This window comes from Alteribacillus persepolensis (assembly GCF_900099605.1).
Taxonomy (GTDB): Bacteria; Bacillota; Bacilli; order Bacillales; family Marinococcaceae; genus Alteribacillus; species Alteribacillus persepolensis.
The window spans coordinates 101,549-123,563 of the sequence record NZ_FNDK01000008.1 but is presented as its reverse complement, the minus strand read 5'-3'; the positions used below and the strand labels follow the sequence as shown (position 1 = coordinate 123,563).

Below are 22,015 nucleotides of genomic sequence, written 5' to 3'. Positions count from 1 at the left end.
TACGGTTGAACAAAGTTCAAAACGTCAACACATATCCTTTCGTATTCTTTAAAACAGCCACGAAGCAGAAAGAGGAATAATAATTGATACAATGACAGCACTGATGGTCATCGCAACGGTGCTGGCTGCCCCCTCTTTTTCACTGCTTTCCAGAGCTTTCGCTGTGCCAATTGCATGCGAGGCACTGCCAATACTAATCCCCCTCGCAAGAACATGCTGTATCCCGAAGTATTTATACAATAAAGGCGCGGTTAGCACACCGCCTATCCCAGCTACCATAACAAAAACAGCAGCTAAAGGCGGCGGTCCGTTGATGACAGCAGCAAGCTCCATTGCTACCGGCGTAGTGACTGACTTTGGCAGCACCGAAGCGATAAGTTCATTTTCTAAACCTGCCAGTAAAGACATGTAATAGCCAGAGAATACACCAACCACTGCCCCGATGCTTACACTCATTGTAATAGGCCAAAAATATGTCTTTAACATGCTGCGCTGTTTGTATAACGGATAAGCTAATGCAACGACAGCCGGACCTAACAAATGTTCGATCCACTGTCCTCCCGACATGTATGTATCATAGGAAATCCCCGTACTCATTAAAAATAAAATAATGGCAGCCGTACCCGTTACAATCGGAAGGGTGAAAGGATATGAAAAACGCATATATAACTTACGTGCCGCTCCGTATACAATAATAGTGCCGGCTATCGACAATATGATAATCAGCCACTCACCCATGTTCCTCCCTCCTTTTTGCAAAAAACTGTGCTGTTTTACCAGTTACGATTATCACAATCAGGGTGCTCGCAAACGCAATCACGACAAGCCACATCCCAGCGCCGGCAAATAAATCAACATACACGATAGTTCCCGCCGTCACTGGCATAAATAAAAGAGGCATGTGGCCAAGAATCATGCTTGTCCCTAATTCTACCCATTTCGGCTTGATCAATTTAAAATAAAAGCATAATAAAAGCAAAAGCATCCCGATAATACTTCCCGGTATAATAAGATTCAACTGCTCCTGAATCCAAACACCAGCATAATAAAACAGATACAGAATGCCAATGTGCAGCATAATACGTAAAATATCCATCATTTCTTTTCTCCTTCTCCCATCAGCCTGCTATTTCTATTTTTTCTATCCGTTTATAACAAAAACGTTTCCAGCCTTTCATATTTCGGCTGGCGGCCAAGATGTGTCTGATAAAGCACAAACTCTTTCGCTTCCCAACTGCTTGATGGCAAAATAGGAAGTGCTTTAGCTGCATCTTGAAAAGAATGCTTGCCCTGCCATGTTCGAGCAACCGTGATATGAGGCTTGTACGGCCGTTTTTCCACAGCAAAGCCTGCTTTTTCACAGCGATCCGCTACTTGCTTTTGCAAATCATACAATACATCTGAACCGGAAACACCAGCCCAGAGAATGCGCGGAGAAGATGTTTTTCCAAACCAGCCTGCCTGTGTGGTCTGCAAGGAAAAAGTTGTCACTTCCTGTGCCACCTCATCCATGTATGCACAAACACGCTGCAGCTTTGTACTGTCGGCTGCCCCTAAAAAAAACAAAGTCACATGATAGTCATTTGGATGAACCCACTTTTTGAAAGGAAAATCTTGCTCCACTTGCTTTTTCCATGAGTGAACGCGTTCGGCTGGTTGCGTTGGTAATGGCAGTGCAATAAAATAATGAGGTGACATAACATAACCCCTTCTTTCATCTATGATGAATTCTCTATATTATTTTAACGGATATCGACCTGGTTTGCGAAATGAGGACATATCTAATTCTAATTAACGTTATAGGACTTATCGAAATACATATGTTAAAATAGTGGCTAATTAGGATACAAAAAAGGAAGTGACGAGCATGGTTGTTGTCAATAACATGTCTGAACTTGTCGGACAAACACCCTTAGTTAAATTAAATCGCCTGCCTGATAAAAACGGCGCAGCGGTTTATCTTAAATTGGAATTTCAAAACCCAAGCGGCAGTGTAAAAGACCGTGCCGCTAAAAATATGATTGTTCAAGCGGAGCAAGCAGGCAAATTAACGCCGGACTCTGTCATCATTGAGCCAACATCAGGTAACACAGGGATTGGTTTAGCCATGAATGCTTCTGCGCGCGGATATCGCTCAATTTTAGTAATGCCAGATTCCATGTCCCAAGAACGGATTAACTTACTGAAAGCTTATGGAGCTGAAGTAGAACTCACCCCCGGTGAAAAAAAGATGCCCGGCGCCATTGACCGGGCACACGAACTAGTAAAAGAAATCCCAAACAGTTTCATGCCGATGCAGTTTGAAAATGAAGCCAATCCTGACGCTCACCGCGATACTACCGCTGTTGAAATAAAAGAAGCAATGGATGAAATAGGCAAGCCGCTCGGTGCATTTGTTGCTGCTTCTGGAACCGGCGGTACTGTAACAGGAACAGGCGAAGAACTGAAAAAGTTTTATCCAGATTTATCCGTTTATGTTGTCGAACCATACGGCTCTCCCGTCCTGTCTGGCGGTAAACCTGGACCTCATAAATTAGTCGGTACAAGTCCTGGCTTTATTCCGCCAGTATTAAACCAGGATGTGTATAATGATATCTACAAAATCACTGATGAAGATGCCTATCGTGTTACACGCGGGCTGTCCCGCGAAGAAGGCATTCTTGTCGGGCCGTCTTCTGGTGCCGCCTGCTATGCTGCAATGGAGACCGCCAAGAACATGTCTCCAAATGAAACGGTTGTTGCTATTGCTTGTGACACAGGTGAACGTTACTTGTCTACAGATTTGTTTGACTTTGATCAGGACTAAATACAATCCAGTCATGTACAAAAAGTTGTTTCATATGTTGTATGGAACAACTTTTTTTGGTGACAAGCAACTGCCGGCAGCCATGTTTTTACAAAAACTATACAGTATGACAATTTTTAATGATTTTTCTTGTTTTGTTTATTGGGGTCCTGCTATATTTCCTTTTATGGCACGCCCCGAATTTTCCACGTTTTGTAAAAAATGTATAGTTTTTGTTAATTCACCTTACAAAATTGTTGAAACAACACGGCTGTCCTTTGCCAACCGCTAAAAATTATTGTACAATACAAACAAATAACAGGGGTCATTGATAGGGCACAGATTTCCACTTGTTGTATCATTTCCACTTTGACTATTTATACTTATTCAATACAGTACCATTCCTTATACATTGATTGCAGCGTTACTACCTGTCAATGTGTGTTATTTTGCAATGACTGCACTTTTACACCCCAGGAGCATTGCAGCTTAGCTTGCTCGCCTATCAATTTATGCTAAGGAGTGGTTTTTTGAGGACTTCAACCGACCGAATGCTCACCCGTGTTAAATCTATTTACCTTTATATTAAAGAGAAAGGAACGGTGACAACGAGGGAATTGGTTGACGAATTCGGAATCACCCAGCGTACGATTCAGCGTGACCTGAACGTCCTGGAATACAATCACCTTGTGCATAGTCCATCAAGGGGGAAATGGACAACGACGAACAAAAAAGTAAAAGCATCATAAATAAACACGAAAGCACTCTGAAACAAGAAACATCGGCGAGTCGATCTTCTACACCAAACGAGCCCTCTTTTTTGCGTGCAGAAGAAAGATTGTCATGCATAGACAAATGTACGTTTCAGGTGCAAGCCTTCGCGGGCGCCTAAACAAGATAGAGAAACGCAAACAGTGCACACACTGTCTCTCTGTAAAAATCCTTCTACTGCCGCTTTCAAGCGGCAGTACTTTCCTCATTCGGTATTCTTTTTGTCACACGTGGCACTCTTAGCGTGTCATGACAAGAGCTGCCTTTCAAAGGCAGCTCTTTTAAAGCGTCTGTGCTATTTTTGGTTCGAATACGCTTCTTCAAACAACATCTCCACTTCCTCTTTTGTCATATCACGATACTCCCCCGGCTCCAATGACTCATCCAGTGCCAAACTGCCAATCTCCACTCTTTTCAAATACAGCACCTTTTTGCCGACCGCTTCGAACATACGCTTCACTTGATGAAACTTTCCTTCTGTGATCGTTAAAGCAACCTCTGCTGCAGGATCTTTTCTGATAAGCTGGGCAGGCTTTGTTTGATAGCCGTCATCTAATACAACCCCTTTGCGGAACGTGTTGACATCGGCTTCTGTCACTTCTTGATCGATTGTTGCTTCATATGTTTTTTTTACACCTTTTTTCGGAGATGTTAACGCATGTGAGAATTTCCCATCGTTGGTAAGCAGAATCAGCCCTTCTGTATCTTTATCCAAGCGTCCGACTGGAAACGGATCTCGCACCGCATCTTCCATTTCCAACAAATCAATGACGGTTTCGTGCATGTCATCAACCGTTGCCGAAATGACACCTTGCGGCTTATTCATTAATAAGTAAATAAACTCCCGGTATTCAAGCACCTCACCTAATACGGTCACTTCTTCCGATTCTGGGTTAACGTGAACGGATCCGTTTTTCGCTTTTTTTCCATCAACTTCAACGGCGCCTTGCTTTAAGAGTTGTTTCACTTCTTTTCTGCTGCCATAACCTGAGTTAGCTAGTAATTTGTCTATTCTCACGTCGACTTGCCCCCTTTAACTTCTGCCATCTCTTGTAATACACGCTTAGCAAACCCGCCATGCGCACCCTCTATATGAGCATGCATCACTCCCGCTGGTATTTGTGCTAAGACAGCACGCTGGACATTGGAGGATATGCCATTCTCTTCTAAGCGCTGTTCAATGCGGACTGCAGCTTTTAATGTTTCCTCCACTGCTATTTGATTAGCTGTTTTTACAGCATCTTCTTTGCCTTCTACCACGGCAAATGCATCACCAAGCCATGTTTTCAACAGCTTTCGTTCTGTTGAAAAAGCAGCTGGCACAACAAATGTCCCTCCGCTTTTGTCTCGTACTGCTTGGGCAGCATGCCCTGCAAACTTAGCAGGAACGACACGTAAATGAGAAGCAGCCCTCTCTATATCTTCTTTGCTTAAATTTGTTGCCGTGTGAAAAACAATGGCCCCTTTCGGAAAACACTTGCCATGTTCTTCTAAAAAATCAACACAACCTTGCGGCGGCAAGGCAAGAAACAGCTCAGAAAATGCAGAAAAGGAAGATGGCGGACAGTATTGGATGCGGCTGTCACGTAATGAAGCAGCTTCGACATTTTCTTTCGTACGATTATATACGTGAAGTTGAGATTGCGATTGATTTAATGATACGACCATTTGTGACAGTTTCCCAAAACCTATCATTAACATTTACTCTTCCTCCCTCGTTTTATCCTTTTTCAGCACAGAAAAACGTTCTCCAAGAACAATTCCAGCAAGACCGCTTTTAACCGTGAGAATAAAATAAACGCCAACACCAGCAGCCACGCTGAAAAGCTCCACAAAGAATGCATTCATCCATGATGTAAGCGGAAACATGGTGAAAGCCCCTTCTTTTACAATGATGACAGCTGCGGCCATGCACAGCGTAAACACGATAATGGAAAGTGTTCGTTTTAACAATATCCCGTAATGAAAACCAGCGAATCTGCCAATCGCCCACACATTAAATGCTGTCGCTGCACTAAAACCTGCAATTGTACTGAAACTTCCTCCAATTGGACCAAACATGTAGAGAAAGCCATAAGCACTGATTCCTTTTACGACCAGCCCGATTATGAGCGATAAGACAGCATAACGCTGGCGGTTTATGCCTTGCAAAACTGCCGCTGTAACCGAAAACAACGAAAACAATACGGCCGCCGGAGCATAATAACGAAGAACATGCCCGCCAATTTCGACATCCTCTAGTCCAAATAGTACGGCAAATGTCGGATAGGATAAGACAGCCAATCCCGCCGCCGCTGGAATAGATAAGAAAAGGATGATTTGGTATGTTTGTGTAATTTGCCGTTCTAACAAAGCATGATCACGATTTGTAAAGGAATTGGTAATCGTCGGGATTAATGTAACAGACATCGCAGTAGCAATAGCGACTGGAATTAAAATAAGCTTATGAGCAGAACCGGCAAACGTACCATATGCTGTTTCCGCTTGGCCTTGTGTATATTCTCCCGTTGCCATTAGTGCATTGTTAAACGTAAACAAATCAATCATTTGAAACAATGGAACAGCTAAACCGACAAATGATAACGGCAACGCATACAAAATTAATTCTTTATACATCTGTGTTAAAGTAATTCCTGCATCTTCTGTGCTGTTTTCTACGTGCTCTCGAATGAAGCTTTTTCGTTTTTTCCAGTAATACAAAAGCACCGTCAGTGCCCCCGCTCCACCGACAAACGCACCAAATGTAGCAAAGCCGACAGCTGTTCCAAGCTCGCCATCCCATAAGTATAAAACCGCAAAAGCCATCGCTAATATAAACACAATCCGCACAACCTGCTCAACAACTTGCGAAACCGCTGTCGGTCCCATCGATTGAAACCCTTGAAAATAACCACGAATCACTGACATGGAAGGAATAAGCAGCAAAGCGACACTGACCATGCGAATCGTAAATACGACATCAGACATCGCATTTCCATTCAGCTCGTCCGGGTTAGAGATAATCCATCCGGCAATTACCGGCGCCATGAAAAACAGTAATAAAAAAGCAAAAAAACCCGTTATCGTCATTAATATAATACCTGAACGGAATAACCGGTGGCCGGTTCGGTAATCACCAAGCGCATTGTATTTGGATACAAATTTCGATACAGCCATCGGTACACCCAGGGTCGCTAAGCTAAGTAAAATGGTATACGGCTGATAACCATATTGATACAAAGCCAGTCCTTGCTGTCCTACCATCGCAACGAAGGGGAATATGTAAATCATTCCGAGGAATTTCGATAAAAATGTAGCTGCTGATAAAATAACCGTGCCTCTTAAAAATTTGGATTCCGCCATATGTTCATCTCCAATAACTTAACGTTCATCACTGATGCTTCTAGGAAATTTTATCATATCTAATCTTGATAATCTTCTCTTAGGAAATGCAGAATGTGACGAAACATTGATTCGTCTCCTCTTATGCAAGAAACTGCCCCGCTACAGGGACAGTTCCAACTATTTATCTGCCATTCCTTTTATATACATCGTACGGTTTCTCGGCCCGTCAAATTCACAAAAATAAATGCCCTGCCACGTGCCCAGAATGATGTCACCATTTGCCGCAATCACTGTTTGGGAGATTCCTACCGTGCTTGCTTTTAAGTGTGCCGCGGTGTTCCCTTCTGCATGCTTATCATGAGTGTGTTCCCACGGATACACTTCAGCTAAGCGCATCAGCATATCACGTTTCACATCCGGATCCGCATTCTCATTGATTGTTATTCCTGCTGTCGTATGCGGGCAATACACAATAATGATACCATTTTCAAAACCTTCCTCTTTCATGCAACGCCGCACCTCATCTGTCACATCAATAAAAGCGTCATGTGTTATTGTTTCAATGTTTATTTTGCGTAACACAGCCTTCTCCTCCTTTTTTCTCGTCTGTATACCATATTGTTTGTTATGATAAGTTCAGTTTAGCACATTCCCATACGACGTTATTGTTTTCCCTTTTGTGGAAAAGATAAATCATAGGAATAACAGAGACACAAACGTAAGGCAGGGAAAGTAAATGAATGATTATGATGTGATTATTATCGGCGGCGGACCAGCTGGGTTAATGGCAGCTGTCGCTTCCGCTGAACACGGTGCACGTGTCCTCGTTGTAGACAAAGGTAAAAAATTAGGACGAAAGTTAGCTATTTCTGGCGGCGGCCGCTGCAATGTTACGAACCGCATGGAACTTAAGGAATTAATTACTCATATTCCGGGTAACGGGAAATTTATGTACAGTCCTTTTTCTATTTTCAACAATGAAGATATCATTGACTTTTTTGAAAACATGGGGATTGCATTAAAAGAAGAGGATATGGGCAGGATGTTTCCCGTTAATGATAAAGCAGTGACGGTTGTAAGAACTCTATTAAATAAAATGGAAGAACTTGGTGTAAAAACCAAATTACAAACGCATGTTACTTCTCTTGTCATAAAGAAAGGAAAAGCAAGCGGAATCACGATAGAAGGAGAAGAAACTATTACCTCTGATACCGTCATTGTAGCAACCGGAGGGAAGTCTGTCCCTCATACTGGCAGTACAGGGGATGGCTATCCTTGGGCCGAAGCAGCTGGACATACTATTACCGAGTTATACCCAACGGAAGTCCCCATCACCTCTAGTGAAACATTTATCAAAGAAAAACGCCTGCAAGGACTTTCTCTTCAAGACGCGGCTTTGCGTGTTTATAACGCAAAGGGAAAGCCAATCGTGACACATCGCGGCGGCATGGTGTTTACCCATTTTGGCGTTTCTGGTCCCATCGCTCTTCGCTGCAGCCAGTTCGTTGTCAAAGCACTGAAAAAGAAAAACAGTGACTCTGTCACGCTGGGACTTTCTCTTTATCCGGATGAAAAAGCAGAAACCTTATTCCAACAACTTGTTCAGCACAAAAAGCAAGATGGAGCAAAAGCATGTAAAAACGCTCTCAAACATTTAGCGGCGGAGCGTCTGCTGCATTTCTTTTTCGAAAAAACTGACTTGGATGCCTCTCTTGCACTGCGAGAGACATCTAATGAGAAGCTGCGCAAATTAGCAGAGTTACTAACGAATTTTCAATTTAAGGCGGATGGCACTTTGTCGATAGAAGATGCATTTGTTACCGGCGGCGGTGTATCTATTAAAGAAATTTATCCTAAAACGATGGAATCCAAATTCACCGAAGGGCTCTACTTTTGTGGAGAAATTCTGGATATTCACGCTTATACGGGAGGGTTCAATATTACATGCGCCTTTTCCACAGGATACAGTGCAGGAAAATCAGCAGCAGAAAAATCACACTTGGATATCTCCACATAATGTGGATAAGTCACTTCTCCAATTGTGGAAAACAAACCTTGTATCCACAGCTTTTAAAAACGCTTTCATTTTAATTGTGAATAAATATGATTGTTATACACATACTTGTGCACAAAATTAAAGTTATACACAAGTTTATGCACAAACACATACGTTCGTCAATATTTACATTAAGTGATTTTTTCATCTTTAGAAAATATCCACAGGAACAATCTGCTCTGTCAAACAAAAAGGTACCTAAAACATAGGCAATATATAGTTCGCACAGATATTAATATAATAAAAGTCACAAAAAATTCAAAAAACAGAAGCTCCATTTTTATACCAGCCACCTTCTTAACGTGTAAAGGAAGCTTGTCCAACACCAAGTGTTCAAGCGAAACGCCGCATATAGGCAGCCTCCATTATTCTCTCATGCCGACAGGCTTTACTTTCCTGTCCATGTAAAAAAAGCAACCATTATAAAAAACGAGCTGTGAACATCCATCACAGCTCGTTTCTCTTCCCCGCATAAAATAATCTTCGTGCTTTAATTTGCCACGATATTTACCAGTTTTCCAGGAACGGCAATAATTTTGCGAACTGTTTTGCCATCAATTTCTTCCTGGACTTTTTCATTCTCTTTTGCAATTGCTTCCATTTGCTCTTTTTCTGCATCTTTTGGAACGACCGCTTTTGCACGAACTTTTCCGTTCACCTGAAGAACGATTTCGATTTCATCTTCAACAAGCATACTCTCGTCATATTCCGGCCACGACGCATAAGCAATGGTTTCTTCTTGGCCTAACAGCTCCCAGATTTCTTCTGCTATGTGAGGCGCCACTGGAGAAAGCAATTTAATGAACCCTTTCATGTATTTACGCGGAAGCTCATCTTGTTTATATGCTTCGTTCACAAACACCATCAACTGACTGATGCCTGTATTAAAACGAAGATTTGTGAAATCATCGGTTACGCGCTGTACTGTTTGATGATACGTACGGGCAAAATCTTTTGTACCATCTGCATCTTTAATCGCAGATGATAAGTTATTGTCTTCGGTGTATAAGCGCCATACTCTGTCTAAAAACCGGCGTGCTCCATCAAGACCATTTTCTGACCAGGCAACCGATGCATCTAACGGTCCCATAAACATTTCATACAGACGAAGTGTATCGGCTCCATGTGATTCTAAAATGTCATCTGGATTGACAACATTGCCTTTGGACTTACTCATCTTTTCATTGTTTTCTCCAAGAATCATTCCTTGGTTATACAAACGCTGGAATGGCTCTTTTGTTGGGACAACACCAAGGTCATACAACACTTTGTGCCAGAAACGGGCATACAACAAATGCAAGACAGCATGCTCTGCTCCACCGATATAAATATCTACCGGCAGCCAGCGCCGTAACTTTTCTTCATCGGCTAACATCTCATCGTTATCCGGGTCGATAAAACGCAAGAAGTACCAGCAGCTGCCAGCCCATTGCGGCATCGTATTTGTTTCACGACGGCCTTTCATACCGGTTTTTGGATCGGTCACTTCCAGCCATTCTGACGCGTTTGCAAGCGGAGATTCTCCTGTTCCCGATGGTTTAAATTCATCCATCTCAGGAAGTTCAAGCGGAAGTTCATCTTCTGGAACCGGCGCCATCGTTCCGTCTTCCCAATGAATGATTGGAATCGGCTCTCCCCAGTAACGCTGGCGGCTGAAGAGCCAATCGCGCAGACGGTACGTCACTTGCTTTTTGCCTTTTCCTTCTTCTTCTAACTTATCAATCATTGCGGTAATTGCTTCTTCCGTATACAAGCCATTTAAAAAGTCAGAATGAACGTGCGGTCCATCTTCTGTGTATGCTTCTTTTTCAATATCTCCGCCTTCTACCACTTCAACAATAGGAAGGTCAAACGCTTGTGCAAACTCATAGTCACGTTCATCGTGTCCAGGAACGGCCATAATCGCACCGCTTCCGTAACTTACAAGAACATAATCAGCTATCCAAATCGGGAGTTTTTCTCCATTCGCCGGGTTAATAGCATATGCTCCGGTAAACACACCCGTTTTCTCTTTTTGCAGCTCAGTACGTTCTAGATCACTCTTTGTACCAACTTCTCGTTTATACGCTTCTACTGCCTCTTTTTGCTCTTCTGTTACAATTTTGTCCACCAGTTCATGTTCTGGAGCAAAAACACAGTACGTTGCACCAAACAGCGTGTCTGGACGAGTCGTAAATACCGTAAACGTTTCATCGGTGCCATCGATGCTAAAGTAAACATCTGCCCCTTCTGAACGGCCAATCCAGTTGCGCTGCATATCCTTAACGCTCTCCGGCCAGTCCAGTTCTTCTAAATCCTCAAGCAGACGATCAGCATATTCGGTAATTTTCAACATCCACTGTTTCATTGGACGGCGTTCTACTGGATGCCCCCCTCGCTCACTCACACCGTCAATTACTTCTTCATTCGCAAGGACCGTCCCTAACGCCGGACACCAGTTAACAGCAACCTCATCCATGTAAGCAAGACCTTTATTGTACAGTTGTAAAAATATCCATTGTGTCCATTTGTAATAGTTTGGATCGGTTGTATTAATTTCACGATCCCAATCGTAAGAAAAACCTAACGATTTAATTTGCCGCTTAAATGTTTCAATGTTTGCTTGTGTGAATTCACGCGGATGCTTTCCAGTATCTAAAGCAAATTGTTCCGCCGGCAGACCAAATGCGTCCCATCCCATTGGATGTAAGACATTATAGCCTTGCATTCGTTTCATACGTGCCAATATATCAGTCGCCGTATAGCCTTCCGGATGGCCAACGTGAAGACCAGAACCCGATGGATATGGAAACATGTCTAATGCATAAAAGTCCGGTCCTTCCCCAGGCTCATCTGACGTTTTAAATGTTTTATTTTCTTCCCAATATCGCTGCCACTTTTTTTCTATGTCTTTATGAGAAAACGCCATCTTCTGTAACCTCCTTCATCCTAATCGATGCAGTGTACCACCTTATGCTTTCGCAAAAGCGTGTATCTATCTCTTTTTGACGGGTGTCATAAGAAAAACGCTGCATCCGTATCACCGTACTAGTGATAGAGATGCTGTTTTTTTACTAGCATAACATGAAAAACCTCCCACCCCTACCAATGTTTATTAGGGACGAGAGGTTTTCAACTTCATGTAATATCCCGCGGTACCACCCTGATTGGCATGCTTTTACAAACCAGCATGCCCACTCTTACTGTCCATAACGCAGACCAACGGCAAAGAATACTTGTGCGCAGACCAGGTTCTCCTTTGCAACTAAAAGGGGAGTTCACGGCTGCCTTCGTCTAGCTTCCACCAACCGCTAGCTCTCTGTCCCCCGGCAACACCGTTACTAATCCTTCTCTATGTTTTTACACGTTATCATTATCGTTCGTTCAAAATTTCTGTCAATACTTGATATTTTATGAATTTCCTATTTTGATGTCAAGCCTTTAACGGGCTTTCGAGCCAAAAGATTACAGACTTTTTTCTACCATTCTTGCCATCTGTCCCATGTTTGTATAACCCTTTTCTCACTTTCCCTGTAAGTATTTTCTATTAAACCATGAACACACGTACATTTGGGAATTTGGCTTGGAACGTGCTAAAATACAGAGCAGCGGCCAAATGATAAAGTGAAGTCCTTAAGGAGAGATAAATTATGCTTCAGTCTAATCAAGACACCTCCGCGCTGTGGGGAGAAAAGCGTTACCATACATGGAATTACCATTTACGCCAGCAATTTGGAGAAAAAATCTTTAAAATACCTTTAGATGCCGGTTTTGACTGCCCAAATCGTGATGGAAAAGTAGCTTCAGGCGGCTGTACGTTTTGTTCCGAACGCGGTTCAGGAGATTTTGCCGGTGATCGAAAAGATGATCTCGTCACCCAATTTCACACAATAAAAAACAGAATGCACAAAAAGTGGAAAAACGGAAAATATATTGGATATTTTCAAGCTTTCAGCAACACGTATGCTCCTGTAGAAGAGCTTCGGGAATTGTTTGAAGTCATTCTTCAACAAGAAGATGTCGTTGGACTCGCCATCGCAACAAGACCAGATTGTCTTCCAGACGATGTTGTGGAATACCTTGCTGAGTTAAATGAACGTACGTATTTGTGGGTGGAGCTTGGTTTGCAAACCGTTCATGAACGAACCGCCATGATTATTAATAGAGCACATGACTATGAGTGTTATAAAGAAGGAGTTGCAAAGCTGCGCAAACACGGCATTCGCATTTGTTCTCACATCATTAACGGTCTTCCGCTCGAATCTCATGATATGATGAAAGAAACAGCTCAAGAAGTCGCAAAGTTAGATGTACAAGGCGTGAAAATCCACCTCTTGCATTTATTAAAGCGTACACCAATGGTCAAGCAGTATGAAAAAGGCATGGTTGATTTAATGGACAAAGACGAATACGTCAGCCTCGTAGCCGACCAGCTCGAAGTACTGCCGCCTGAAATGGTGGTTCACCGCCTGACCGGCGACGGACCAGCTGACTTAATGATTGGTCCAATGTGGAGTTTGAATAAATGGGAAGTATTAAACGCTATCGATGCCGAACTAAAAAACAGAAACAGCTGGCAGGGAAAATTTTTTGAGCCTGCTGCAGCCTCTGTAAAATGATTCTCCCAGGCATCCTCCCATTTGTCCGCGAAATCATTGACCGTTTTGTCACAACCGGCTCTGTCGCCATTGACGCTACAGCAGGAAACGGCAATGATACACTCTACCTCGCCCAAACTGCAGGCAGTAACGGAAAAGTATATAGTTTTGATATTCAAGAAAAAGCAAAACAAAATACGATGCAAAAATTACAAGAACAGCAGCTTGCAGACCGTGTATCGTTTATATTAGATAGTCATGAGCATGCTGCTTCCTATATACCGGCTGAAGAATATCCGTTTTTAAAAGCTGCTGTATTTAATCTCGGCTACTTGCCGAAAGGTGATAAAACAATTACGACGACCGGAGATACAACGATACAAGCAGTAAACTCTTTGCTTTCTATCATGCCAAGCGGCTCCTGTATCGTTCTTGTTATTTATCACGGTCATGAAGAAGGCAAAAAGGAAAAACAGGCATTAGAATCCTATGCCAGCCAGCTCAATCAGCAAATCGTCCACGTTCTGCGTTACGAATTTATTAACCAACAAAACAATCCACCTTATATTATCGCCATGGAAAAGAAGTAAAGCGCAGTTTTTTTGCGTCTTTCTTCTTTTCCCTTGACATATTAACAAACTTTTCAGACACTATTTTTAAGAGAAAGGGAGTGTGAACAAACATGTCTGCAATGGACTCGATTCTAAAATTTAATGAAACATTCGTAGCAAACAACGAGTACAAACCTTATGAAACGAGCAAATTTCCAAATAAAAAGCTCGTGATTTTAACGTGCATGGACACACGTTTGCTGGAGCTGCTTCCAAAAGCCATGAACCTGGCCAATGGTGATGCCAAGATTATAAAAAATGCCGGTGCTATGGTGACAGAGCCGTACGGAAGTATCATGAGAAGTATTTTGGTTGCTTTATATGAACTGCAAGCCGAAGAAGTTGCCGTTGTCGGCCACTATGGCTGCGGCATGACCGGCTTCCATTCAGAAGCTATCTATACAAAAGCCAAAGAAAAAGGCCTTGATTTATCCAGGTTAGAAGATGCTTCCTATGCGGGGGTAGACATTGACCGCTGGCTGCGCGGCTTTGAAGATGTAGAAGAAAATGTAAAGCACAGTGTGGACATGATTAAACGTCATCCACTGCTTCCTGAACATACGCCCGTGCACGGTCTTGTTATTTCACCTGAAACAGGGAAATTGACCGTCGTTGAAAAAGCAGAATAAGTACACAAAGGAAGATGGCACAAGCATTGAGCCATCTCCTTTTTTATGTCCCTGTTACACGTCTCCTTCTAATTCCTTCGTCTTTTGTCGATATACCCACCAAGAGTTAACGTAAAAAAACAAAGTCGGCAGGCCGCTGAAGCGGATAAAACGATTGGCTGTCGCTTTCAGTGCCGGATTCGTCTGTACTTTATCATCCGCTAAGTAAATCGCTACTACTCCTTTAATAATCATTGCATGGAAGGTGGCGTCTGGAAGTTTCTCTACACTTTTCATCGCCTGTTCTTTAAAATAGCGAACCCTTTTGACAAGTGTTTCTTCGTCTTCATAATACGCACAAAAATTTAATTCCCCATCTCTGATATCTTCTTCTTGATCGATAAAATAATCCATCAAAATGTGCAGCCCCTGCACGTATGGAAAATATGCCTGTTTGATTGATTGTGCCTGAACATTGGCGATATGTGACCTTGATGCATAAGCAGCTAACGTGAAAATGCCCAGCGTAGAACCTGCACACGCACCAAACTCATACCAAGTCATTTCCGGCAAGCGCTTGTTATATTTTTGGAACCAATCTTGAAGAAGCGGTTCTCTGTCTTCTTTTGCCACATGTTTATACACTTGAAGATCTCTGTAATATGCAGATAGTTCTTCCATTTCCTCTTGGGCGTGGGAAAAACCAGGGAACGTTTTTAACATCGTTTGGCACGTTGCCACCAACTCTTTCAAATACCCGCCGTCATCTTGCGCTTGATGCAGTTTGTAATAGTCCGTGTCATTTTTTGCATCTGGGTCCAGGGCATGCTTCATCGATGTATGTAACAGCCGGAAATCTTCTGGATCTTGTGAGTCGCTCCAGTCACATAAGCTGTCCAAATAATCACTAATTGTCTGATAGGCAACAATAAATTGTAATAGATCCGTGCGTTTTTCCTTTCGTGTTAACAGCGCATACACACCGCCGCCTTCACAATGAAACGCTTTTTTATCGATACTGCCAAGTGCGTGCTCCCGCAGTTCAGGATCTGGAATATCTTCTGCTCTTTTTTTCCAGCTCCCAAGAATCTGATGTACTTCAGGAATAACTTCTTTATAAATTTTATACATTAACGTCCATACTTTCGTCGGTGCTTTCACAAGGATCCTCCTTTTTTTCTGCTTTGCCTATTATAACCGCTGATTGATAAAATTCATCATAAATTGAAATACTTCTTCTCTTTCCGGTTCGTTGAGAAGCTCATGATATAATCCCTTCCATTCTTTCATCGAACGATCAGCAGTCTCGATTCTATTAAACCAGCGGTGAGCTGCATACTTATCGACAATATAATCTTCTCCTGCCTGCATGACCAATAGCGGAACATTAGGAAAACGGTCCGCTTCAAAAAAGCTTCGTTTTATTGCTTTTAGCGTTTCTTGATACCACCTGGCTGTTACAACAGAGACATTAAATTCATCTTTTTCATAAGCAGCGCGCGCTTCCGGACTTCGAGTCACCCGAGAAGCACGTATGCCTGACTTTGCCTTGAATGTCGGCGCAATTCGATGAAACATTTTCGCCGCCACGTCTGCCGCTTTACTCGGGTATTCATACAATCCTAGACAAGGTGAAGACAAAATAATCCCTTTGATGGGCATGTATTTTTCCATTAAGGTTCGAATCGCGACTAATCCTCCCATACTGTGTCCGAACAAAAACACGGGAAGCTCATATGAAGCTGCTTCTTTATACCACTCATATACAGTGTTTATGTATTGATCAAACGTATCAATGTGCCCTCTTTTTCCCCTCGTCCTGCCATGGCCTGGCAAGTCTCCGCTAACAACATGAAAACGCAGTTGATTTAAATATTGAATAACCCATTCATAACGTCCATGATGTTCTCCAGCTCCATGAATGATTAAAACAGTGCCGCGCGCTCGATCACACATCCAATTTTTCATCATCCCTATTTCCCGCCTTTCTCTTCCCAGCCATCCGCAAGCAATTCATTGACCATCACCATTTCTCTGTTCATTTTACTACTTTTTTTGCTAAACTTACATTAGAAAACAGTATTTTACTAACCGCTAGGAGGATGTGTCATGATTTATTCATATAAGGGAAAAGCGCCAAACATTGCCGAATCCGCCTATATCGCTGATTACGTGACTATTACAGGGGATGTAGCAATCGGAGAAGAGTCCAGCATCTGGTTTAACACCGTAATACGAGGAGATGTAGCTCCTACTGTTATCGGCAATCGTGTGAATATTCAAGACAATTCTGTGCTCCACCAAAGCCCTAAAAATCCACTCATTCTTGAAGACGATGTAACAGTTGGACACATGGTTCTTTTACATAGCGCCATCGTTCGAAAAAATGCCCTGATTGGAATGGGAGCGCACATCTTAGACGGTGCTGAAATTGGGGAAGAAGCTTTTATTGGAGCAGGAAGCCTTGTTACACCGCGAACCTCCATACCACCAAGAACACTGGCTCTTGGCCGTCCTGCTAAAGTGGTTCGTGAGCTGACAGAAGAAGATTTTGAGGAAATGGCAAGAGTTCGCCAATCGTATGTTGAAAAAGGCAAATACTACAAAGATTTAGCAAACGATGTTTCCCACCGCAAATAGCGGGCTTACAGAATGCAAGTCCGCATGCTTTGCTTTCATGGATACACAGAAAAATCCTGCAGCGGCTCACGCTGCAGGATTTTTCTTGTTTACTATTTCGTCTCATAAGCCTGTTGTTTTAACACATCTGCTTTGTCAACAGCTTCCCACGGAAGCTCTACATCTGTGCGTCCAAAATGGCCGTACGCTGCGGTCTGGCGATAAATAGGACGGCGCAAATCAAGCATTTTAATAATACCTGCCGGGCGCAAATCAAAATGTTCCCGGACAAGTCCTACAAGGGTCTCTTCATCAACTTTACCAGTGCCAAACGTTTCGACAGCAATCGAAACAGGCTCAGCTACTCCAATCGCGTAAGCAAGCTGCACTTCACATTTCTCTGCTAATCCAGCAGCTACAATGTTTTTAGCAACATACCGTGCTGCATAAGAAGCAGAGCGGTCTACTTTTGTAGGATCTTTCCCGGAAAACGCCCCGCCGCCGTGACGTGAAAAACCGCCGTACGTATCAACGATGATCTTTCTTCCTGTTAGACCTGCATCCCCTTGCGGTCCTCCGATAACAAACCGGCCTGTTGGGTTAATAAAGTAATTTGTATCTTCATCTAGCAGCTCTTCCGGTACAATCGGTTCAATCACATGCTCTTTCAAATCCCGGTCAATTTGCTCAAGCGTTGCATCAGAATGGTGCTGCGTGGAAATAACAATCGTTTCTACACGACGCGGATGTCCATCCTCATCGTACTCTACTGTTACTTGTGTTTTTCCATCTGGACGCAGATAAGGAACAATTCCTTGTTTACGCACTTCTGTCAGCCTTCTGGCCAGCTTGTGCGATAGAGAAATCGGCAGAGGCATTAATTCTTCTGTTTCATTATCGGCGTAACCAAACATTAAGCCCTGGTCACCGGCACCGATTGCCTCAATTTCTTCATCTGTCATTTGTCCTTCTCTTGCTTCTAACGCTTGGTCGACACCTTGTGCAATATCAGCAGACTGTTCATCAATCGAAGTTAACACCGCACTGGTTTCAAAATCAAAACCATATTTCGCCCGCGTATAACCAATATCTTTTAATGTCTCTCTTGCAATCTTTTGAATATCGACATAAGTAGATGTCGTAATCTCTCCGGCTACGAGCACCAAACCTGTATTAACTACGGTCTCGCAGGCTACCCTGGCATTGGGATCTCTTTCGATGATTTCATCTAAAATGGCATCAGAAATTTGATCACAAATTTTATCAGGATGCCCTTCGGTTACTGACTCTGATGTAAATAGTCGTCGTCCTGCAGTTGACACGTGTACTGCCTCCTTTACCATATTCGGTATTACGGCACTCAAACCCTACATTTTCTATGAAGACGAGAAGGAGAAATTGCTCTAACAAAACAAACCCCCTTTTCCATCCATGGCGAGGAAAAGGGGGAAAACGTTCACCTTTTTCGCCTCTTATCTTCCAAGACGATATCCGTCTTTCCAGGTTAGCACCTTTGCCCCTGATAACGGGGATGGTTGCCGGGCTTCATAGGGCCTGTCCCTCCGCCAGCTCGGGATAAGAGTATCCGTTCGCGACATATCATATCGCAGTTATGAGTTTCTGTCAAATGAAGAGCGATTTATTTGACAGCCTCCATTGCGGCAAGCATTGCCGGACAACTGATACCTGTTACTTGCTACCCTTTGATATAAAAAACGGCCCAGCCAATTTGTACCAGGGATGCAAAGGATGGGAGTTACTATTTTTGTCATAGGTAAAAGCTTCATGATACGCTTTACTGCCGCATATCCGGTATATACATACGTATGGCTCTCAAGAAGATGCATTTCCTTTTGCAACTGTTCTTTTTTTAAGAAGGGATAATCATTCATAACAGAAGGATCTTGAATTGGCTGAAACGTTAACCGCTTGTGTGTATCCCATTTTTTTAACAGATATTTCGTGCGCTGACACAATTCACACGTCCCATCATAAAAAACAATAAACGATGTTTCATACCTTGCCATCACCACGTCCTCTCCTCTCTTATTCAATTGTAACATCTTCGTTCACTTTTAATGGAAAAACAAGGACTAACAAACATTTTGTATAAATCTTTTAACAAAAATTTCGAATTAGTATAGACTAATAAAATAAATGTGTTATACTAATTCATAATTAAAACGATAATTTATTAATCAGAGAAAGGGTTTTGCCGCCATGACGACGATTAACTTTTCCAATGAGCTAAACGAGCTTCTTCATGGAGGAAATGTGCTTAATGACTTGCCAGTGTCCAGATTGATTGAAAAATCTTTGCAGCGCAATGAAGGGGTATTAACCTCAAATGGTGCGTTAAGCGTGGAAACTGGAAAGTATACAGGGCGGTCTCCAAAAGATAAATATATTGTTGATGAACCTTCTGTCACTGATCAAATTGATTGGGGAGCTGTCAACCAACCTATCAGTAAAGAAGTATTTACTTCTCTTTATAAAAAAGTCATCGATCACTTAAAAGAAACGAACGAAGTATTTGTCACACGTGGTTTTGCAGGCGCGGATCCTGCTTACCGCCTGCCAATTCAAGTCATTAATGAATACGCATGGCATAACGTGTTTGCCCGCCAATTATTTATCCGACCGGATCAAGAAGAGTTAAACGATCATCGTGCCGAATTTACGGTGATTGCTGCACCAAACTTTAAAGCAGATCCAGAAACAGACGGCACACAGTCAGAAACGTTTATTATCGTTTCTTTTGAAGAAAAAGTCGTATTAATTGGCGGAACGGAATATGCCGGTGAAATGAAAAAATCCATCTTCTCTGTTATGAATTTCTTGCTTCCTGAACGAGATGTTCTTCCAATGCACTGCTCGGCAAACGTCGGAGAAGAGGGAGATACCGCACTGTTCTTCGGCTTATCCGGTACGGGGAAAACAACATTATCTGCTGATCCGAATCGTCAATTAATCGGAGATGATGAACACGGCTGGTCAAATAACGGGGTGTTCAATATTGAAGGCGGCTGCTATGCAAAATGCGTAAACCTCTCTGAGAAAAAGGAACCGCAGATTTGGAACGCTATCCGCTTCGGCTCTGTTTTAGAAAACGTTTATGTGAACGAAGACACAGGACTGCCTGATTACGATAATACTAACTTAACGGAAAATACACGGGCTGCTTACCCTATTGAAAATATACCAAATACATTACAGCCAAGTATGGCTGGGCATCCTTCTGCTATTATCTTTTTAACAGCGGATGCGTTTGGTGTATTGCCGCCAATCAGTAAATTAACAAAAGAACAAGCAATGTATCACTTTTTAAGCGGCTATACGAGTAAACTAGCTGGTACTGAACGCGGCATCACACAGCCAGAAGCAACCTTCTCTACTTGCTTTGGTGCTCCATTCCTTCCACTTGAAGCATCTCGTTATGCAGAAATGCTGGGAGAGAAAATCCTCCAGCATGACGTAAACGTATTCTTAGTGAACACTGGCTGGACCGGGGGACCTTATGGCATAGGAAAACGTATGAACCTTCCATACACAAGAGCTATGATCCAAGCCGCATTGCTGGGCGAATTAGACGGAGTTGAAACCGTGCAAGATCCAACCTTTGGTGTGCATGTTCCCCTTCATTGCCCGGGTGTACCAGATGAAGTGCTGCAGCCAAAACAAACGTGGGACGACAAAGAAGCTTATCAGCAAAAAGCAAAAGAACTCGCTCAAAAATTCCAAAACAACTTCGAAAAGTTTGAGGACGCGTCAGAAGAAATTAAAGCAGCAGGCCCAAAGGTTCTCGCCCCGGAAACAGCTGAATAGCCAACAATCACTGCCCCCTTTTCCACTTGCCGGAAAGGGGGATTTTTATATGCCTTGAATCCATTGTGCTATCTGCTGCATAACATAGCGCTTGGCATCTTCAGAAAAATGGTGCGGCATTTCTGGATAAAAAAGCGTCTTAACAGGTTGTCCCCGTTCATATAATGCACGTTCCAAGCGGTACGCATGTTCAATCGATACATGCTCATCTTTTTCGCCATGAATAATGAACACCGGTACGTGAATGTGCACGATGTCATGCAATGGTGTTCGCCATTGATAAGCTCTTGGCTTTACATCTGGAGTGCCGCCCGTGACTCTGCGCAGCATGCGCCGCAAATCCGGTCTTTCTTCATATGTGAGCCTCATGTCAGACACGCCGCCCCATACAATCACTGACGACACATTTCTTTCCATAGCAGTAAACAATGCCATCACGGCACCGCGGGAAAACCCCATGACATGAAGGTCTTGGTTCGCTGTTTCCGCTACATTGGCTAAAACATCAAAAGCTTGTACTGCATCTTCACGGTCATTTCCGCAAAAATCTTCTTTCCCTTCTCCTCCGGCATTTCCTCGATAATAAGGAGCAAATACAACGTATCCTTGCTGCGTTAACTCCTTTATCCAGTCTTGTTTTACCATGCCAACCTTTTTTAATCCTCCGCGCAAATACAATATTCCCGGATACGTCCCTGGTTTAGCCGGAATTCCTAAACAGCCTTTGACGCTGTAACTGGCACTTTTATATGTCACTTCATAAAGAGTAGCAAGCGGACTTTGTGTAATCTTTTGTTTTTCCATCATACTTTTCTCCTTTTTTCTTAGGAACGTGATAG

General features: G+C 42.8%; 21 protein-coding genes, 1 riboswitch and 1 other annotated feature. Of the genes, 8 read left to right on the top strand and 13 right to left on the bottom strand.

Annotated features, from left to right (window positions below):
• Positions 1 to 48: 48 nt before the first annotated feature.
• From BLT18_RS08595 to thpR, 3 genes are read right to left on the bottom strand one after another with little or no spacing between them, the layout of a single operon-like run.
• On the bottom strand, positions 49 to 738 hold the full coding sequence (locus tag BLT18_RS08595) for an LrgB family protein (RefSeq protein WP_091273023.1): 690 nt from the start codon (positions 736 to 738) through the stop codon (positions 49 to 51).
• The gene (locus tag BLT18_RS08590; protein WP_245705219.1) at positions 731 to 1,099 is read right to left on the bottom strand and encodes a CidA/LrgA family protein; all 369 of its coding nucleotides are present in this window, start codon (positions 1,097 to 1,099) and stop codon (positions 731 to 733) included. The genes BLT18_RS08595 and BLT18_RS08590 overlap by 8 nt, the downstream gene beginning before the upstream one ends.
• Positions 1,100 to 1,149: 50 nt before the next feature.
• Positions 1,150 to 1,698 carry an RNA 2',3'-cyclic phosphodiesterase gene (gene thpR / locus BLT18_RS08585; protein WP_091273022.1) on the bottom strand — a complete coding sequence of 183 codons (549 nt, stop codon included), beginning with the start codon at positions 1,696 to 1,698 and terminating at the stop codon, positions 1,150 to 1,152.
• A gap of 169 nt (positions 1,699 to 1,867) precedes the next feature.
• Between thpR and cysK the strand changes: the two genes are divergently transcribed.
• Together cysK and BLT18_RS08570 are read left to right on the top strand one after the other, a co-directional pair.
• The gene (gene cysK, locus BLT18_RS08580) at positions 1,868 to 2,806 is read left to right on the top strand and encodes a cysteine synthase A (protein ID WP_091273020.1); all 939 of its coding nucleotides are present in this window, start codon (positions 1,868 to 1,870) and stop codon (positions 2,804 to 2,806) included.
• A gap of 509 nt (positions 2,807 to 3,315) precedes the next feature.
• Positions 3,316 to 3,534 (top strand): DeoR family transcriptional regulator, encoded by a 219-nt coding sequence (locus tag BLT18_RS08570; protein ID WP_091273016.1) that lies wholly within the window; start codon positions 3,316 to 3,318, stop codon positions 3,532 to 3,534.
• 317 nt (positions 3,535 to 3,851) lie between these two features.
• Here the strand turns inward: BLT18_RS08570 and BLT18_RS08565 are convergent, their stop codons facing one another.
• The 4 genes from BLT18_RS08565 to BLT18_RS08550 form a co-directional block, all read right to left on the bottom strand.
• Positions 3,852 to 4,574: a pseudouridine synthase gene (locus BLT18_RS08565; protein ID WP_091273014.1), complete on the bottom strand. Its 723-nt coding sequence runs from the start codon at positions 4,572 to 4,574 to the stop codon at positions 3,852 to 3,854.
• Entirely contained in the window at positions 4,571 to 5,257 is a 687-nt protein-coding gene (locus BLT18_RS08560) for a hypothetical protein (protein WP_091273012.1), read from the bottom strand. Before BLT18_RS08560 ends, BLT18_RS08565 begins: the two co-directional genes overlap by 4 nt.
• Complete coding sequence (locus BLT18_RS08555) at positions 5,258 to 6,898, bottom strand: putative polysaccharide biosynthesis protein (RefSeq protein ID WP_091273011.1); 1,641 nt, start codon at positions 6,896 to 6,898, stop codon at positions 5,258 to 5,260.
• A 159-nt stretch (positions 6,899 to 7,057) separates the two neighbouring features.
• A complete protein-coding gene (locus tag BLT18_RS08550) occupies positions 7,058 to 7,462 on the bottom strand; it encodes a secondary thiamine-phosphate synthase enzyme YjbQ (RefSeq protein WP_175487434.1) in 405 nt (134 codons plus the stop codon).
• 154 nt (positions 7,463 to 7,616) lie between these two features.
• Here BLT18_RS08550 and BLT18_RS08545 point away from each other — a divergent pair, with 154 nt between their 5' ends.
• On the top strand, positions 7,617 to 8,897 hold the full coding sequence (locus BLT18_RS08545) for a BaiN/RdsA family NAD(P)/FAD-dependent oxidoreductase (protein WP_091273007.1): 1,281 nt from the start codon (positions 7,617 to 7,619) through the stop codon (positions 8,895 to 8,897).
• Positions 8,898 to 9,426: 529 nt separating this feature from the next.
• Here BLT18_RS08545 and leuS read toward each other — a convergent pair.
• Complete coding sequence (gene leuS / locus BLT18_RS08540) at positions 9,427 to 11,844, bottom strand: leucine--tRNA ligase (protein ID WP_091273005.1); 2,418 nt, start codon at positions 11,842 to 11,844, stop codon at positions 9,427 to 9,429.
• A 185-nt stretch (positions 11,845 to 12,029) separates the two neighbouring features.
• Positions 12,030 to 12,279 (bottom strand) — a binding site (T-box leader).
• A 286-nt stretch (positions 12,280 to 12,565) separates the two neighbouring features.
• Here leuS and BLT18_RS08535 point away from each other — a divergent pair.
• The 3 genes from BLT18_RS08535 to BLT18_RS08525 all read left to right on the top strand — a co-directional run bounded on the left by BLT18_RS08535 (position 12,566) and on the right by BLT18_RS08525 (position 14,753).
• Complete coding sequence (locus BLT18_RS08535) at positions 12,566 to 13,534, top strand: TIGR01212 family radical SAM protein (RefSeq protein ID WP_091273004.1); 969 nt, start codon at positions 12,566 to 12,568, stop codon at positions 13,532 to 13,534.
• Positions 13,531 to 14,103: a tRNA (mnm(5)s(2)U34)-methyltransferase gene (locus tag BLT18_RS08530; RefSeq protein ID WP_091273002.1), complete on the top strand. Its 573-nt coding sequence runs from the start codon at positions 13,531 to 13,533 to the stop codon at positions 14,101 to 14,103. The genes BLT18_RS08535 and BLT18_RS08530 overlap by 4 nt, the downstream gene beginning before the upstream one ends.
• A gap of 92 nt (positions 14,104 to 14,195) precedes the next feature.
• Complete coding sequence (locus tag BLT18_RS08525; RefSeq protein WP_091273000.1) at positions 14,196 to 14,753, top strand: beta-class carbonic anhydrase; 558 nt, start codon at positions 14,196 to 14,198, stop codon at positions 14,751 to 14,753.
• A gap of 54 nt (positions 14,754 to 14,807) precedes the next feature.
• On the opposite strand, the gene BLT18_RS08520 is transcribed toward BLT18_RS08525, so the two are convergent.
• Both BLT18_RS08520 and BLT18_RS08515 read right to left on the bottom strand, forming a co-directional pair.
• Entirely contained in the window at positions 14,808 to 15,893 is a 1,086-nt protein-coding gene (locus tag BLT18_RS08520; RefSeq protein ID WP_091272999.1) for a tetraprenyl-beta-curcumene synthase family protein, read from the bottom strand.
• Positions 15,894 to 15,923: 30 nt separating this feature from the next.
• A complete protein-coding gene (locus tag BLT18_RS08515; protein ID WP_322787561.1) occupies positions 15,924 to 16,703 on the bottom strand; it encodes an alpha/beta hydrolase in 780 nt (259 codons plus the stop codon).
• Positions 16,704 to 16,841: 138 nt separating this feature from the next.
• Between BLT18_RS08515 and BLT18_RS08510 the strand changes: the two genes are divergently transcribed.
• Positions 16,842 to 17,372, top strand: coding sequence for a gamma carbonic anhydrase (locus BLT18_RS08510; RefSeq protein WP_091272997.1), 531 nt, complete (start codon positions 16,842 to 16,844; stop codon positions 17,370 to 17,372).
• 92 nt (positions 17,373 to 17,464) lie between these two features.
• Here the strand turns inward: BLT18_RS08510 and metK are convergent, their stop codons facing one another.
• Both metK and BLT18_RS08500 read right to left on the bottom strand, forming a co-directional pair.
• Positions 17,465 to 18,673: a methionine adenosyltransferase gene (metK, locus tag BLT18_RS08505; protein ID WP_245705218.1), complete on the bottom strand. Its 1,209-nt coding sequence runs from the start codon at positions 18,671 to 18,673 to the stop codon at positions 17,465 to 17,467.
• Positions 18,674 to 18,820: 147 nt separating this feature from the next.
• A riboswitch (SAM riboswitch) is annotated at positions 18,821 to 18,933 on the bottom strand.
• 28 nt (positions 18,934 to 18,961) lie between these two features.
• Entirely contained in the window at positions 18,962 to 19,378 is a 417-nt protein-coding gene (locus BLT18_RS08500) for a thiol-disulfide oxidoreductase DCC family protein (RefSeq protein ID WP_245705221.1), read from the bottom strand.
• A 193-nt stretch (positions 19,379 to 19,571) separates the two neighbouring features.
• Between BLT18_RS08500 and pckA the strand changes: the two genes are divergently transcribed.
• The gene (pckA, locus tag BLT18_RS08495) at positions 19,572 to 21,176 is read left to right on the top strand and encodes a phosphoenolpyruvate carboxykinase (ATP) (protein ID WP_091272992.1); all 1,605 of its coding nucleotides are present in this window, start codon (positions 19,572 to 19,574) and stop codon (positions 21,174 to 21,176) included.
• Positions 21,177 to 21,221: 45 nt separating this feature from the next.
• On the opposite strand, the gene BLT18_RS08490 is transcribed toward pckA, so the two are convergent.
• Positions 21,222 to 21,983, bottom strand: coding sequence for an alpha/beta hydrolase family protein (locus tag BLT18_RS08490; protein ID WP_091272990.1), 762 nt, complete (start codon positions 21,981 to 21,983; stop codon positions 21,222 to 21,224).
• Positions 21,984 to 22,015 lie beyond the last annotated feature (32 nt).

What these genes read in the sequence shown, in the direction of transcription:
- BLT18_RS08595 (WP_091273023.1), bottom strand. Translation starts at nt 738, where the DNA reads ATGGGTGAGTGGCTGATTATCATATTGTCGATAGCCGGCACTATTATT.
- BLT18_RS08590 (WP_245705219.1), bottom strand. Translation starts at nt 1,099, where the DNA reads ATGATGGATATTTTACGTATTATGCTGCACATTGGCATTCTGTATCTG.
- thpR (WP_091273022.1), bottom strand. Translation starts at nt 1,698, where the DNA reads ATGTCACCTCATTATTTTATTGCACTGCCATTACCAACGCAACCAGCC.
- cysK (WP_091273020.1), top strand. Translation starts at nt 1,868, where the DNA reads ATGGTTGTTGTCAATAACATGTCTGAACTTGTCGGACAAACACCCTTA.
- BLT18_RS08560 (WP_091273012.1), bottom strand. Translation starts at nt 5,257, where the DNA reads ATGTTAATGATAGGTTTTGGGAAACTGTCACAAATGGTCGTATCATTA.
- BLT18_RS08555 (WP_091273011.1), bottom strand. Translation starts at nt 6,898, where the DNA reads ATGGCGGAATCCAAATTTTTAAGAGGCACGGTTATTTTATCAGCAGCT.
- BLT18_RS08545 (WP_091273007.1), top strand. Translation starts at nt 7,617, where the DNA reads ATGAATGATTATGATGTGATTATTATCGGCGGCGGACCAGCTGGGTTA.
- leuS (WP_091273005.1), bottom strand. Translation starts at nt 11,844, where the DNA reads ATGGCGTTTTCTCATAAAGACATAGAAAAAAAGTGGCAGCGATATTGG.
- BLT18_RS08535 (WP_091273004.1), top strand. Translation starts at nt 12,566, where the DNA reads ATGCTTCAGTCTAATCAAGACACCTCCGCGCTGTGGGGAGAAAAGCGT.
- BLT18_RS08530 (WP_091273002.1), top strand. Translation starts at nt 13,531, where the DNA reads ATGATTCTCCCAGGCATCCTCCCATTTGTCCGCGAAATCATTGACCGT.
- BLT18_RS08525 (WP_091273000.1), top strand. Translation starts at nt 14,196, where the DNA reads ATGTCTGCAATGGACTCGATTCTAAAATTTAATGAAACATTCGTAGCA.
- BLT18_RS08515 (WP_322787561.1), bottom strand. Translation starts at nt 16,703, where the DNA reads ATGATGAAAAATTGGATGTGTGATCGAGCGCGCGGCACTGTTTTAATC.
- BLT18_RS08510 (WP_091272997.1), top strand. Translation starts at nt 16,842, where the DNA reads ATGATTTATTCATATAAGGGAAAAGCGCCAAACATTGCCGAATCCGCC.
- BLT18_RS08500 (WP_245705221.1), bottom strand. Translation starts at nt 19,378, where the DNA reads ATGGCAAGGTATGAAACATCGTTTATTGTTTTTTATGATGGGACGTGT.
- pckA (WP_091272992.1), top strand. Translation starts at nt 19,572, where the DNA reads ATGACGACGATTAACTTTTCCAATGAGCTAAACGAGCTTCTTCATGGA.
- BLT18_RS08490 (WP_091272990.1), bottom strand. Translation starts at nt 21,983, where the DNA reads ATGATGGAAAAACAAAAGATTACACAAAGTCCGCTTGCTACTCTTTAT.